The 12,198-nt window shown below is 56.1% G+C and carries 14 protein-coding genes and 1 pseudogene; 3 read left to right on the forward strand and 12 right to left on the reverse strand.

Features of this window, described 5'->3' with window-relative positions:
* The first annotated feature begins 225 nt into the window (after positions 1-225).
* Positions 226-1,482 (forward strand): RNA-guided endonuclease InsQ/TnpB family protein, encoded by a 1,257-nt coding sequence (locus tag ACP96_RS12700; protein ID WP_050033564.1) that lies wholly within the window; start codon positions 226-228, stop codon positions 1,480-1,482.
* A 764-nt stretch (positions 1,483-2,246) separates the two neighbouring features.
* Here the strand turns inward: ACP96_RS12700 and ACP96_RS12710 are convergent.
* Positions 2,247-2,927: a winged helix-turn-helix domain-containing protein gene (locus ACP96_RS12710; RefSeq protein WP_237561648.1), complete on the reverse strand. Its 681-nt coding sequence runs from the start codon at positions 2,925-2,927 to the stop codon at positions 2,247-2,249.
* 464 nt (positions 2,928-3,391) lie between these two features.
* Between ACP96_RS12710 and ACP96_RS19750 the strand changes: the two genes are divergently transcribed.
* Positions 3,392-3,514: a hypothetical protein gene (locus tag ACP96_RS19750; RefSeq protein ID WP_272913229.1), complete on the forward strand. Its 123-nt coding sequence runs from the start codon at positions 3,392-3,394 to the stop codon at positions 3,512-3,514.
* A 135-nt stretch (positions 3,515-3,649) separates the two neighbouring features.
* Here the strand turns inward: ACP96_RS19750 and hepT are convergent, their stop codons facing one another.
* The 7 genes from hepT to ACP96_RS19550 form a co-directional block, all read right to left on the reverse strand.
* The gene (gene hepT / locus ACP96_RS12720) at positions 3,650-4,108 is read right to left on the reverse strand and encodes a type VII toxin-antitoxin system HepT family RNase toxin (RefSeq protein WP_050033567.1); all 459 of its coding nucleotides are present in this window, start codon (positions 4,106-4,108) and stop codon (positions 3,650-3,652) included.
* Complete coding sequence (mntA, locus tag ACP96_RS12725) at positions 4,105-4,593, reverse strand: type VII toxin-antitoxin system MntA family adenylyltransferase antitoxin (RefSeq protein WP_050033568.1); 489 nt, start codon at positions 4,591-4,593, stop codon at positions 4,105-4,107. The genes hepT and mntA overlap by 4 nt, the downstream gene beginning before the upstream one ends.
* A gap of 1,085 nt (positions 4,594-5,678) precedes the next feature.
* On the reverse strand, positions 5,679-6,134 hold the full coding sequence (locus ACP96_RS17810; RefSeq protein WP_082222524.1) for a hypothetical protein: 456 nt from the start codon (positions 6,132-6,134) through the stop codon (positions 5,679-5,681).
* Positions 6,135-6,755 (reverse strand): DUF7342 family protein, encoded by a 621-nt coding sequence (locus ACP96_RS19545; protein WP_050033570.1) that lies wholly within the window; start codon positions 6,753-6,755, stop codon positions 6,135-6,137.
* Between the two features lie 239 nt (positions 6,756-6,994).
* Positions 6,995-7,477, reverse strand: a complete 483-nt coding sequence (locus ACP96_RS12740) for a hypothetical protein (RefSeq protein ID WP_050033571.1) — start codon at positions 7,475-7,477, stop codon at positions 6,995-6,997.
* 3 nt (positions 7,478-7,480) lie between these two features.
* Complete coding sequence (locus ACP96_RS12745) at positions 7,481-8,071, reverse strand: DUF7342 family protein (RefSeq protein ID WP_050033572.1); 591 nt, start codon at positions 8,069-8,071, stop codon at positions 7,481-7,483.
* 449 nt (positions 8,072-8,520) lie between these two features.
* On the reverse strand, positions 8,521-8,739 hold the full coding sequence (locus tag ACP96_RS19550) for a HepT-like ribonuclease domain-containing protein (protein ID WP_082222525.1): 219 nt from the start codon (positions 8,737-8,739) through the stop codon (positions 8,521-8,523).
* A 181-nt stretch (positions 8,740-8,920) separates the two neighbouring features.
* Here ACP96_RS19550 and ACP96_RS12750 point away from each other — a divergent pair.
* Positions 8,921-9,751 (forward strand): annotated as a pseudogene (locus tag ACP96_RS12750) (RNA-guided endonuclease InsQ/TnpB family protein); the annotation flags it as partial.
* A gap of 596 nt (positions 9,752-10,347) precedes the next feature.
* Here the strand turns inward: ACP96_RS12750 and ACP96_RS17830 are convergent.
* The 4 genes from ACP96_RS17830 to ACP96_RS12755 all read right to left on the reverse strand — a co-directional run bounded on the left by ACP96_RS17830 (position 10,348) and on the right by ACP96_RS12755 (position 12,091).
* Complete coding sequence (locus ACP96_RS17830) at positions 10,348-10,884, reverse strand: DUF7342 family protein (protein ID WP_082222527.1); 537 nt, start codon at positions 10,882-10,884, stop codon at positions 10,348-10,350.
* Positions 10,885-10,988: 104 nt separating this feature from the next.
* Positions 10,989-11,156, reverse strand: coding sequence for a hypothetical protein (locus tag ACP96_RS18725; RefSeq protein WP_154020467.1), 168 nt, complete (start codon positions 11,154-11,156; stop codon positions 10,989-10,991).
* 138 nt (positions 11,157-11,294) lie between these two features.
* The gene (locus ACP96_RS17835) at positions 11,295-11,762 is read right to left on the reverse strand and encodes a hypothetical protein (protein ID WP_082222528.1); all 468 of its coding nucleotides are present in this window, start codon (positions 11,760-11,762) and stop codon (positions 11,295-11,297) included.
* On the reverse strand, positions 11,759-12,091 hold the full coding sequence (locus ACP96_RS12755) for a ribbon-helix-helix domain-containing protein (protein WP_050033573.1): 333 nt from the start codon (positions 12,089-12,091) through the stop codon (positions 11,759-11,761). The genes ACP96_RS17835 and ACP96_RS12755 overlap by 4 nt, the downstream gene beginning before the upstream one ends.
* Between the last annotated feature and the right edge of the window lie 107 nt (positions 12,092-12,198).

A 12,198-nucleotide genomic window follows, 5' to 3' on the forward strand; every position in this document is an offset into this window, starting at 1 on the left:
CTTTTGTTTTTGGTGTGGCGGGGAGCAACAGCTGTCTTCTGAGAGCGGTTTGAGCGATGGCCACAGCGGAAAGCAACCAGATCTTTGACTCTTTTCCCAGTCTCTGTAGTGCCAAAAGTGTCCTTCGTCTCGTTTCGGCGCTCTCACCATGTCAGACCAGCCTCTTGCTGCCGCCGCTATCGAGAGAGTGGACAACTAGCGATAATGTATTATGAAGTCAGTTCGATGCTGGAGACAACCCGCACCTACGTCGCCCGAATCACGAACCACTCACAGGTTCGTGACGACCTTGACCAGTGCGGGTTCTCTGCATCCAAACTGTGGAACGTCGGCCGCTACTACATCCAACAACGGTGGGACGAAACCGGTGAGATACCCGACGAAGCCGAGCTGAAGTCGGAGTTGAAAGACCACGAACGCTACAGTGACCTGCATTCTCAGTCAAGTCAGCGAGTTCTCGAAGAACTTGCTGAGGCGTTCACGGGCTGGTACAACTCTGACGACAGCAACAACCCACCGGGCTACCGGAAACGTGGCGACGACCATCCACGCTCGACCGTCACATGGAAGAAACGAGCCATCAAGCACGACGACAAACACGACCAACTTCGGCTCTCAAAAGGTTTCAACCTGAAAGAGAGTCGGTCTGACTTTATCCTCGCCGAGTACGAAACCCGCCCTGACGTAGAAGTTGAGAACATCCAGCAGGTGCGTGCCGTCTGGAACGGTGACAAGTGGGAACTCCACCTCGTCTGTAAGAAAGAGATTCCCGTCGAGGACGCCCCGGGTGACAAGACAGCGGGTATCGACCTCGGAATCAGCAACTATCTCGCCATCGACTACGAAGACGGCGCGGGTGAGTTGTATCCGGGGAACACGCTGAAAGAGGACAAACACTACTTCACTCGTGAGGAGTACCAGACTGAAGGTGAGAATGGCCCGTCGAAGCGAGCGCGGAAGGCTCGGAAGAAACTCTCTCGACGCAAAGACCACTTCCTCCACACCCTTAGCAAACACATCGTTCAGCGGTGTGTCGAAGAGGGCGTGGAGAAGATAGCGGTTGGCGATCTTAGTGACATCCGCGAGGATGAGGACGGTGACTCGCGGAGCTGGGGTGCGTCGGGGAACAAGAAGTTGCACGGCTGGGAGTTCGACCGATTCGCCCGCCTCCTTGAATACAAGGCCGAGGAACACGGCATCCTCGTTGATCGTGTAGACGAGGAGAACACCTCGAAGATGTGTTCGTGTTGCGGGCAGATTCGAGATAGCAACCGTGTGGAGCGTGGTCTGTACGTCTGTGAGTCGTGCGAGACGACGATGAACGCGGACGTGAATGGTGCGGTGAACATCCGGCGAAAGATAACTCAGAGTCCCCCGACGGGGGATATGAGTAACGGCTGGTTGGCACAGCCCGGAGTCTTCCTGTTCGACCGCGAGAGCGGACGGTTCACACCGAGAGAGCAGGGAGACTGTAAACCCTAATATCCCAACGCTCGGGATTCCTCCGGCTTTAGCCGGAGGAGGATGTCAATGAGCTATAGATGCTTCGACACCGTGAGAAGAGCGCACCAGCGCAGATGTCGCTCACGGCCTACGAGGAGTCGAAATCCTCTACCAGCGACGACAAACTGGTATTCCCCATGCGTGGGAAGCCTCGCCGTTTACGGCGAGGAGAATGTCACTGACCAACACAGCCCAGCGTGAAGAGCCTCAGTCAGGTTCGGCAACTACTGTTCAGGGCTGGGAGGAAGTCAATGCGTCTGCTTTCCTAGACTACGGCAAGCCATTCTGCGCGTTCACCAAGCTCTCATCACCGTTCTGGACCGCTGTCCACCACGTCTTCAGTACAGCAATTGTGACAAGCTTAGGCGGTTGTTCAATCCCGATACTGGATTGCGTATGTGCGTCGAGATTGCTTGGCGGATGAAAATGCCGTACCGGCTTCTTGGTGGTTTCATTCGCTGCCTCGCGCCCGAACCTGAATTCCAGTCCGTCCTCTCGATAGTGGTATTTGTAGTCTCCATTCTCCCACCACTGAATATCGAAATACCCACCTCGCCCATGGATTCCTGGGGTGACAGTGACCCGTGCTGCTCTGAGATCTTCTCCGTCCCGCTGTTTGAACGGGTGACCTTTCTGATACCGGAATCGGACTGTGACGACTCCGTTGCCGAGTTGTTGGCACATCTGATCCACGCTCTCATCAATCGCTTCCGAATCAATTGGAGAGCCGTTCCCCATCCCCATTACTGGAGTGGGGGCTGATTGCCAGCGGGGGTCGTTGTCTGATTACCCGTCTGTCTGTCTCCCGGTTCAGTTACGGTGGATACCTGTTCTTTTGCCTCTTTGAGGCGGTATGCCGCTCTGAGGTGGCTGAGTTCTCGTTTTGCTGTCCGCCAGTGAGAGACGTCATCGAGTTCATTCTGGGTGAGTTCCGTGTCTGAAATCAGGAGTTCCTCTGGATCGGTTGTGTCATATTTGGCCCTGTACTCTGCGAGTTCCTGTTTTACCCGCTGAATTTGATCGACGAGCGTGTCGCTCCCGGCGAGTTTCCTAATCTGCTTGAGAAGATGCCACTCTGGGTCTCGAGCGTACAGCTTTCCAGAGTCTGTCTGCTGACTTCTCACGATACCTTCTTCAGCAAGCTTGTTGAGTGTGGCTCTGGCTTTTGTTTCTGAGACGAGCGCGGTCTCCGCGATGTCGGCCGCCGATTTCGGAGTCGTCGTTCTGTCGATCACCGTGCGAATTCGCTCGTTCGCAGTGGTCTCGTTTTTCCACTCTGCGCCTGCGAAGTCATCGATGTCCTCGAAGTCATCGTCATCAACAGTAAATGGGTCAATATCATCCACGGTTACCGGTTCGTCCGGTAGTTCCGCTTCGGTGGGGAACTCGTCAGGGCCGTCAGGAGATGGTGGCTCGTCGGTCATACACTACGCTATACTCTGGGCACACATATATTTTACTGGCTCGCATATGTGTGCTATAGGTTTTTGATCTCGATAGTCTTGACAGTACCTGACCGAGACCGACTCGACGAGAAGTCGTCTGGTCGCCACACGCCTGATCGCGGGCGATGGTCGATCATCGGTGTCCACGGCTGGTGGGTGTACGTGGCTTCGTGGTCGGTGCTGGGGTGGTCTGTGAGGGATCTGTCGCTGGGGACTCGACGTGTCGGTGTGTGCGCTGTCCAGGTTGTTGACCGGGTATTCGCGCTTGCCATACGATCTGTTGTGAATTCGGTTCCAGATTCATCAGAAGTGGAGTCTGGTGAACTGTATCACCGTCGAGTGCTGTGGCTGTCGCTATTCGCACCTGAACACGCCACCAGTTCGCTGTGTCGTCGTGGCTACACCTGCTACGGACGGTGGTCGGAGCGCTGTTTCGGCCGGGTGTGATCGGGTGTCGAGGCGTCACCAGCGGGGCGGTGGTGTGTCTCCTGTTCGACGGCTTCGACTCTGGTGGCACCCACGCCGTGGTCCGCGTGGAGGCGTCGTCGACGATCCATCGCCGATGACCGTCTACGTGAACGGCGCTCACACGCTCGAGGGCACGGACGTCGCTTATCCGACGGTCATAACAGGCCTCTCGAAGAGCCAGCGTGGGGTTCGATCTTTGTTTGAGCGCCTGTAGATCGTTTCGCGACACAGCGTCAGCCATCGAGTACGTCGCTGGATTCAAGATATACTCGAACCGCCTCCACGAAGCTTCGATACCGCTCCAAATCTTGTAGCGCATTGTACACCACGTCGTGTTTGATAATATGCCCGTAAGTGTGAGACAGCACGTTCCGAAATCGAGCTCCCTGTGCCATCTCCTCGGCCAGTGATCCTGACAGAATGCCCATTTCACCGAGTCGACGCATTGACGCCGGGTTGCTTGCTGGTGGAGTGCCCTGTTCGTGTTTGACTATCTCTTCGGCGATATCGATAGCTGCTTCTGTCATCTTCACAAAGCGTCGTTCGACGATATCGCGTGTGTCCGAGTCTGTTTTGTAGTCCGCACGATTCACGGCCTGTTTGCGAGCAAGAACACCAAGACTCTCTTCGATTGTTTCGATAGCAGTGAGTATCTTGTTGAGCCTATCTGCCGGGAGGTCCTCATCCGTCATCCGTCGCTCTCCACCTCACCAGTGGCAGGGAGTCCAGAATCATCAGTATCAAGATGATCGTTAATTCGATCAAGAGCCGTATCAAGCCGCTCACGAGGCGTTTGCTGGTCGTTCTCATCCGTTGTAAGTTCACGGCGTCGTTCAGCGGCGTGGTCGCTGTTTCCGATCAAGAGGATCCCATTCTCGAATATCGCAGTTGCGAGTGGTGGTGAGACTGCGTGGAGGTCAACGAGATCGATGTCATCCGTGTTCAGTTCGTCACTAAGATCGACGCTTAGCCCAAGGAAGATTTCGTTGTATCCTTGATCTGCTGGTTCGTGTCCGTCAAACTCGACCGCAATATCGATATCGCTCGTATCGTGGGTCGTCTCGGTGGCGTGCGAACCGAACAAAATCGCGAGCCGGACTGGATGCTCTCGGAGAACAGCCCGGACCGCCTCAATATCGAAGTGGCTCTTGAGAGAGGTCGACTCAACGGTTCTCATTACTCCGAGGTACATTCTCAGATAACATAAAACGCAGGTGGAATCCCCGCAGTCTTGTCTGAATGCGGGTGATAGCCTCGAAACCCACGACCTCGCCGGGCATGAGGACGACCCTGCGTTCACTGAGGACGCCTAACTGGCAGACCTGACAACGACGCACCGTTTGCGTCACCATGCGCTTGATCGCGGGTAATATTCGATCATCGGTGCCCACCGCGAGTCGGCGTACATGGCTTCGTGATCGATGCTGCCGTGGTCTAGAGAACTCTGTCGCTGGGGACTCGACGTGTCGGTATGTGCGCTGTCCGGGTTGTTGACCGGGTATTCGCGCTGACCACACGATCTGTTGTGAATCTGGTTCCATCGGAAGTGGGGTGTGGTGCGCTGTATCGCCGTCAAGTGCTGTGGCTGTCGCTATTCGCACCTGAATCTGCCACCAGTTCGCTGTGTCGTTGTGGCTACACCCGCTACGGACGGTGGTTGAAGTACTGTTTCGGACAGGTGTGTTTTGGTGTCGAGGCATCACCAGCGGGGCGGAGGTGTGTCTCCTGTTCGACGGCACCGTCGCTGGTGGCACCCACGCCGTGGCCCGCGTGGACGCGTCGTCGACGATCCACCGTCGGTGACCGTCAACGTGAACGGCGCTCACACACTCGAGAGCGTGGACAGCACTCAGGCGACGGTCATAGCTGCTCGCGGAGATACCGGCCCGGTCGATCAGCGCTGAGCGGCCGAGTGGCTGGTCCGCTTTGAGGAGCGTTGCGTACAGCTTCGTCGCTGTCGGGGTGAGGTCGGGTCGGAAGCGCTCACTCGGGAGGGTGGCCGCCGCCCGTTCGACCGCGGCTGGTGTCGGTGTTTGCACCTCGGTCAGCGCTCGACGGAGGCTTGTCACGACATCGTACGGACACGCCCTTCGTGAGGTGTCCGATGGGCCGAACGAGTGGAGACATAGCCGCACGAGCCGCTGTCGCTCGCTGGGCGACCACTGGGCGTCGTGGGCCGTCGCGATGTTGTCGATCACCCGGGATGAAGCCGACAACTACCACCGATGATGGAGCTGGTCGCGGCGATCGGTCACGAGGATGTCAAGGTGGGTTTTCTGCTTCGTTCAACTGTGTAAGCGAGTTCTGCTCGTATGCACGCCGCCAGAGAAAGTGTACCGCACGTGTCACCAGTCTGGGCTCTATCGCAGTGATACAGGAACGTTGCGGGCGCTCTGACAGTGCTTCGGGTGGAGAATGAAAATGCTTGTTCGGAGCGTCCGGCTTGGGATGGAAGTCAAATCGGAAATTAACATCCTGCTCGTCGGTATGGTGAAAATTGTAGTATCCTGTTTGGTACCATCGAACATCGAACCGACACGACTCCGCACCTCCGATGCCGTCATCGAGTCGTACGACGAGTTTGGTTGGATCCAGTAAACTGTCGAACCCTGCTTCGATGACGAGCCCATCCAGCGTGGTGAACTCATCTCGAATCTGCTCTAATGCGGTCTCATCTAATGGCCCGACTTCTCCCTCGACATCTGTATCAGGCTCCATCTACGCTGTTGATCGTTCGCTATCATCGCTGAGTGCTCCGTGCTCATCCGATCCAATAACACGGCTGGAGTCAGCAACACGAGCCGCAGCAGCGTGGCTATCATCAGGATCGAAATCGTAGAGAGAGAGCGCCGCCTGTGCAACTTCGAGATTCTGTTCGATCTGTTGCCAGCGGGTGATATCTTGCCAGCCATCATCCCCAGGTTCCAGCTCGAGAGTGAGTTCATCAACGTCAGCAACGTCGTACTGCTCTCGGAAGCTGTTCAGTTCCGTCTTGAGGTCTCGAATTGTGTCTCGTATTTCGTTCTTGGTATGTTCGCGATGAATCGCTGCGATACGCTTCATTGCCAGCATTTGGGGAGCACGCATATACCGGGTTCCGGAATCCGTGTTAATTACTTTGACGCGGCCAGTCTCCGCCAGCATGGAGAGGTATTTTCGCGCAGTCGGTTCACTCACATGTGCTCGTTCGGCTATTGTACTGACAGCCTGCGGCTCGGTGGTGACGTCACTGACGTGCCGGACGCGGTCGAACGTGGTTGTATCCGCCTTCCACTCCTCAATAGCGGCCTCATTCACGTCTCCCTCCCACAGTTCGTAGGGAGCGTCAGTTGTGGTCATGTGTATCAGCGACTACCGTCTCCAACGATAAAATACTTTCCTAGAAAAAATTAATATTTGTCTCGGTCTCCCCGGCACGAGCGGGAGGATGCCAAGCCGATGGTATCGTGGGAGTCTCGTAGCCAACCGGATGTTTCGGGATCCGCGGGTTTACCCTGTTCTCCGATCCTGTGTCTGGAAATTCTGAGCTTCTACAGGCGGTTCGAGGCGAGTGCCTCGGGGGGTTGCCCCGAGGCGGTTCACGGCGGGTTTTGACTCGCATTGAGCGGCGCATACGAGTCCGTGTGGTAGGCGACCCGCCAGAGTTTGCAGACGGCGCGAGTGACCAACTCTTCGGGAGGTTGTGTGATACAGGACTCTTCGACCTCGTCCGGATCTGATCTCGCAGTCGGCGGCGGATGATAGTGTTCGAACCCACTGACGTTGCTGTAGTCTCCCGCATGTGGATGTTTTCCCCACCGGAAATTCACCCCCTCCGTGTCTGTGTAGTGAAATTTGTAGTCAGCCCGTGTCGTCCACTGGATGTCAATCCGAGCCTCGTCTGCCGTACACAACCCGTCGTCGAGTGCAACTTCGAGGACAGATGGATGAAGATAGTCGTCGAGTTCGGCTGTCGCAAGCGGTTCCATCTTCTCGATAACGTCGCGAATCGTCAGGAGTGCCGGACGGTCCGTTGCCCCGCGAAGCGTATGGCGTTCTGCTCGATCAGGCGCATCCTCCATCGCTCAGGCCGGAACGTTCTCGTCAGTCGAACGACGATCACTGTCGACGAACTGCTCGGCGTTGCCGATCGAGAGGGCAGCGTTCGCGAACGCGAGGTTCCGACGGAGCGTCTTCCACTCACGAATCCTCTCTCGATCGATTTTGTCCGGTAGGGATCCGGACTCGGCGAGAGCCTGATTCGTTTGGTTGACGGCCAACTCTTCAGGGGACTCGACACCGAATTCAGCCTGATACTCGGTGAGCTGCTCGCGCATCTCCTGGATACGTGTGGCCAGTTCGTCAGTCGAGACGTGTGCAAGGATGTCGGCAGCCTGTTCGACGACGAGCGATTCGGGTGAGCGACGATAGAGCGTGCTACCGTGTTCGCCGGGTGTCGTCTCGACGAATCCCTCGTCTGCGAGTGTGTTCAGATGCTTTCGAGCGGTCTTCGGAGCGGTCCGTGCATCGTCAGCGACCGCATCAGCTGAGAGAGGGCTATACGTATGCGCAATGACGTGTCGAATGCGTTCGTAGGGCGTCGTTTCCGATTCCCATTCCTCCCCAACCGCCTCGTTGACATCTGTAAACTCTTCTGGTGGGCTTCGGTCGTTCATGTGGACATGCACGACTTAGAGGACTATAGTATTTTGGTGTAGTACTATACTCTCCTATTTCCTGATCGAGATAGACTCGACGACGAGAGGTCGTCTGAGTCGCCACACGTCTGATGCGGGCGATAGTCGATCATCGGTTCCCACCGCGAGTCGGTGTGTGGCTTCGTGGTCGATACTGCGGTGGTCTGGGAGGGTGATTCTGTCGCTGGGGGCTCGACGTGTCGGTGTGTGCGTTGTCCGACTTGTTGGCCGGGTATTCGCGTTTGCCACCCGATCTGTCGTGTATCCGGTTCCATCGGAGGTGCGGGGTGGTGTGTCGCTGTAGCTGTCGCCATACGTGGCTGAACACGCCACCAGTTCGCTGTGTCGTCGTGGCTACACCCGCTACGGGCGGCGATCAGTCGAATCCCGAACTGTCTCGCTGTGAGCCCACCGTTCGAGGGATGTATTCAGCTTGTCTTCCGCATCCATTGTGCGACCTGTTGGATAAATGTATCGTACACGGACAGACCTGTTTGGAGGGATTCATACACTTCGTCGTGGTTGACATGTCCGTACTCGTGTGCGAGCACATTCCGAAAGCCGATCGCAGCGACGAGCGTCCCAGCCGTCTCCCCGCCGATAACCGTTCCTATTTTCGGCAGTAAACAGCAGTCGCTCTCGTGAATTGAGAGGTGCTGTGTGTCGCTGGTCTTGACACTGAATCTTTACCGAAATTGAGGCGAGAATGCCCCTTCCTCCACGAGCGAGTACCGCGAGCGAGTAGGGAGGGGATGAATCGCCGCACACCAGTATAAACCATTAAATCGACACATCTCGAATCAAGAGACAGCGATGGAGTACAGTCACCGCTACCACCGTGAGATCCCCGACGAAGCAGCCATCAAAGAAGTCACCATCAAAAAAGAGACGACCGGCGAGTGGTTCGTCTCGTTCGGCCTCGAAACTGACGAGGCAGACCTACCCAAGAAACCGGACGTGGAGACGCTCGATACGAGTAACAGCGTAGGTATCGACCTCGGCATCCTAAACTACATCCACACGTCGGACGGCAAAACCGTGGACTGGCTCGACCTCGAAGACGAGTACGATCGCCTCCGTCGAGAGCAGCGAAAGCTCTCGCAGAAGGAACACGGGTCGAACAACTACGAGAGCCAGCGCGAAACGGTTGCGAAGGTCAACCGCCACATCCGCCAGAAGGTGCTGGACTACCAGCACAAGCTCACGACGTGGCTCGTCACAGAGTACGATGCGGTGTTCGTGGAAGATCTGAACGTTGCTGAGATGCTTCAGGCCGACGAGAATGCGCGGAACAAGCAAGATGCTGCGTGGCGACAGTTCATCACCTTGCTCGAATACAAGGGTGAGCTGTACGGGACACACGTGGTGCAAGTCGAAGCGAGAGGAACGACGAAAGAGTGTGCGAAGTGTGGTGTGGAGACGGCCAAACCCATCTGGGTACGAGAACACTCGTGTCCCAGTTGTGGATTTGAATGTGGCCGTGACGCGAACGCGGCGATGAACGTCCTGCAACGCGGATTTTCTGAACTAGGGCTGGGATGGCCCAAATCTACGCCTGTGGAGACTGCGCTCCCTACGGACACTATTTCGGTGTCTGCAAAGCGCGTCATCGAAACAGGAAGCCCCACCCTCAACGAAGCCACGCCAGTGGCTGAGTAGGGTGGGGTAGTTCACTGACGTGAATTTTGCGGTGGACATCCATGAGCGGACGATTGCGGACGCACCGTACCAGCACGATGAGTGAGGAGCACCCGTCGCCGTTTCCGAGTGCCCTTGTGCTTGATTCGTTGGTGAGGTCGTTAATGGAGATTCTTTGCTACCGGCCAGATGTATCCCACAGATCCTCGATCCGGGCTCGGATGTTGGCGAACGTTCGTGCGAACATCGCCGAAGGATGGTGATCGGAGGGAGAATCGGGAATCGCATCACTTGACTGGGCTGCTGGCGGCGGGTGAAAATGCGTTCGGGACGTATGCGGATTCGGGTGCCGATCCCATCGACAGTGCCAACTCTCCCCAGAAGCGTGCGTCTCTGTGTAATGGAAGTTGTAGTCTCCGTTCGTATACCACCGGATTTCTAGCTTCGCCTCTTGTATTCGATCAGGATACTGATCGAGATCGAATGTCACACGGACTACAGTGAGTGTTCCACCAGTCCGGTCTCCGGTGACTGTCTCGACCAACGGATGGGTCTGGGATCGTTCAAAGAAGCGTTCGACAACGGGTTCGTCGATGGGTGCTGCTGGACCCATCGATTCAGGCCGTGAGCCGGTCGTCTGTTCGACGGGCGATCCGAATCGCCTCCTTGTGCCGGTCCATTTCTTCACGCACCGTTGCCCACTCTGAGAGCGTCTCCAGTTGTGCTTCTATCTCGGCGTGTGTTGCCTCAGATGGCAGATAAACATCGGAAGGTGCCGAAGCGTTGAACTGTTCTTGGAACTGGTCGTGTGTTGTTTCTAGGCTGGCGAGTTCATCGAGGAGTTCCTCAAGACTGTGTGAGACGGCAAGTTCGTTTGCTCGCCGCCAGTGAACGTACGCTTCGTTGCGTGCGTATCGTGTTCCAGCCGATTGTTCGTGTTTTCGAATGATTCCAAGAGTCACAAACTCCTCGAGATGAGTCCGTGCAGCGTTCGCCGAACACTGTGCGCGATCGGCGATTGTCGCCACCGTAGCGGGCTCATGGAGTCCCAAGACGACAGTTCGGATTCGGCTTCGCGTATTCGTCGTTTCCGTCCACACCTCTTGCTCTTTTGTGAGTGCGTCGTCGGGCGGCGCAGGATCGAATGTAGGCATATTGGTTATTTGAGTCGCTACCGCAAATATGTTTGGGGAAGTTATGTTGTACGCGCTTCATGACAGCGACGTGATGAAGTAGATCACCAAGCTGGCACCCAATCTTACTCGAAGTCGTAGTCGCTGTGGTATGCACTGACGTACTTGTCGTTGCCCTCTCGATCCGGCACGTAACACGGAACCTGCCCACTAGCGGAGAACTCCGGTACCTCGATGTTGAGATCACTCCGTCGGTCCAACAGCGGTGGAATGTCATCTCGAAATTCGCTCACACGCGGCTCTCGGCGGGTGCGGAACGTTCCCCCCCAGTGGTCGATGCTCCGTGAGCGGTGGGAGCGACTCTTTGGTGAAGTCGCCGATGGTGACGATTCGGACATCGAGTAGTTGGACGAGAGACCACACGGGAGTGGTCACGAAATATGAGTAATAGTAATCTCAGGAAGTGAGTGTGCTGCCGGCTCAAATTCGGCGAAGGACTCGTCGTTCGTGAAGATGGTTGGTTCGCGATCACGATGCTCAAACGCCAACACAAGGATTGGAACGTCTTTCGGCTGGATCCCACAGACACGGGCCAGTGTTCGTACTGTGGGCGCCGACCGTTGTTCTCGGAGGAGCGCATCGCTCGTATCACGACTTGATGGCGCTTCGATGAGACCCGTCATCCGGGTGAGCCGCGTCACAAAATTGGTTTTGACGGTGTCTCGTTCTGTCGCAGAGAGGCCCTTCGTGCGATCGAATGCGGCCAACGCCTCTTGGAGCATATACGCGCTGATCGCCGATGTTGTCTCACCGCGATCGATTGCTGTAAGCAATTCGGTTGCCTCCTTGTTGGTTCGCAGTGTCCCGAATACCCACAGATTTGTATCGAGAATTTTCACGAATCAGATCCATACACTTGCGTGGCTGTCTCTTCACGGGCCTCTTCGACGGCCTGTTCAAGATCGTCTGGATCGACTTTCTCGCCGAGTGCGGTAAGCTCAGCGTTGATCTCCTTATCTGATTGGTGGCTCTGTTCAGCCTGTGCGAGCAGTTGCTCTAGGCGAAGCGCAGTGATTGCCGCGTCGTCATTAAGTTCGCGAAGATGTGATCGGCAGGCTTCCTTGATGAACTCGCTTTTGTTGGTGTAAATACCCGTCTCATCGAGGAACCGCTCGATCTCGGTGTCCAACTCAACCGGGAATTTGACACTGACACTCGCGTACTTCATGGTAGTACGATCGTACTACAATAACATAAGTCTATGGCCGACAGGGGTTTGACCCCTTCAGCATCGCTGGTATCCGACTGAATATGTGGCACAACAGCTACCATTCC

Source organism: Halorubrum halophilum, assembly GCF_000739595.1.
Lineage (GTDB): Archaea > Halobacteriota > Halobacteria > Halobacteriales > Haloferacaceae > Halorubrum > Halorubrum halophilum.

What these genes read in the sequence shown, in the direction of transcription:
- ACP96_RS12700 (WP_050033564.1), top strand. Translation starts at nt 226, where the DNA reads ATGCTGGAGACAACCCGCACCTACGTCGCCCGAATCACGAACCACTCA.
- ACP96_RS12710 (WP_237561648.1), bottom strand. Translation starts at nt 2,927, where the DNA reads ATGACCGACGAGCCACCATCTCCTGACGGCCCTGACGAGTTCCCCACC.
- hepT (WP_050033567.1), bottom strand. Translation starts at nt 4,108, where the DNA reads ATGACGGATGAGGACCTCCCGGCAGATAGGCTCAACAAGATACTCACT.
- mntA (WP_050033568.1), bottom strand. Translation starts at nt 4,593, where the DNA reads ATGAGAACCGTTGAGTCGACCTCTCTCAAGAGCCACTTCGATATTGAG.
- ACP96_RS17810 (WP_082222524.1), bottom strand. Translation starts at nt 6,134, where the DNA reads ATGGAGCCTGATACAGATGTCGAGGGAGAAGTCGGGCCATTAGATGAG.
- ACP96_RS19545 (WP_050033570.1), bottom strand. Translation starts at nt 6,755, where the DNA reads ATGACCACAACTGACGCTCCCTACGAACTGTGGGAGGGAGACGTGAAT.
- ACP96_RS12740 (WP_050033571.1), bottom strand. Translation starts at nt 7,477, where the DNA reads ATGGAGGATGCGCCTGATCGAGCAGAACGCCATACGCTTCGCGGGGCA.
- ACP96_RS12745 (WP_050033572.1), bottom strand. Translation starts at nt 8,071, where the DNA reads ATGAACGACCGAAGCCCACCAGAAGAGTTTACAGATGTCAACGAGGCG.
- ACP96_RS17830 (WP_082222527.1), bottom strand. Translation starts at nt 10,884, where the DNA reads ATGCCTACATTCGATCCTGCGCCGCCCGACGACGCACTCACAAAAGAG.
- ACP96_RS12755 (WP_050033573.1), bottom strand. Translation starts at nt 12,091, where the DNA reads ATGAAGTACGCGAGTGTCAGTGTCAAATTCCCGGTTGAGTTGGACACC.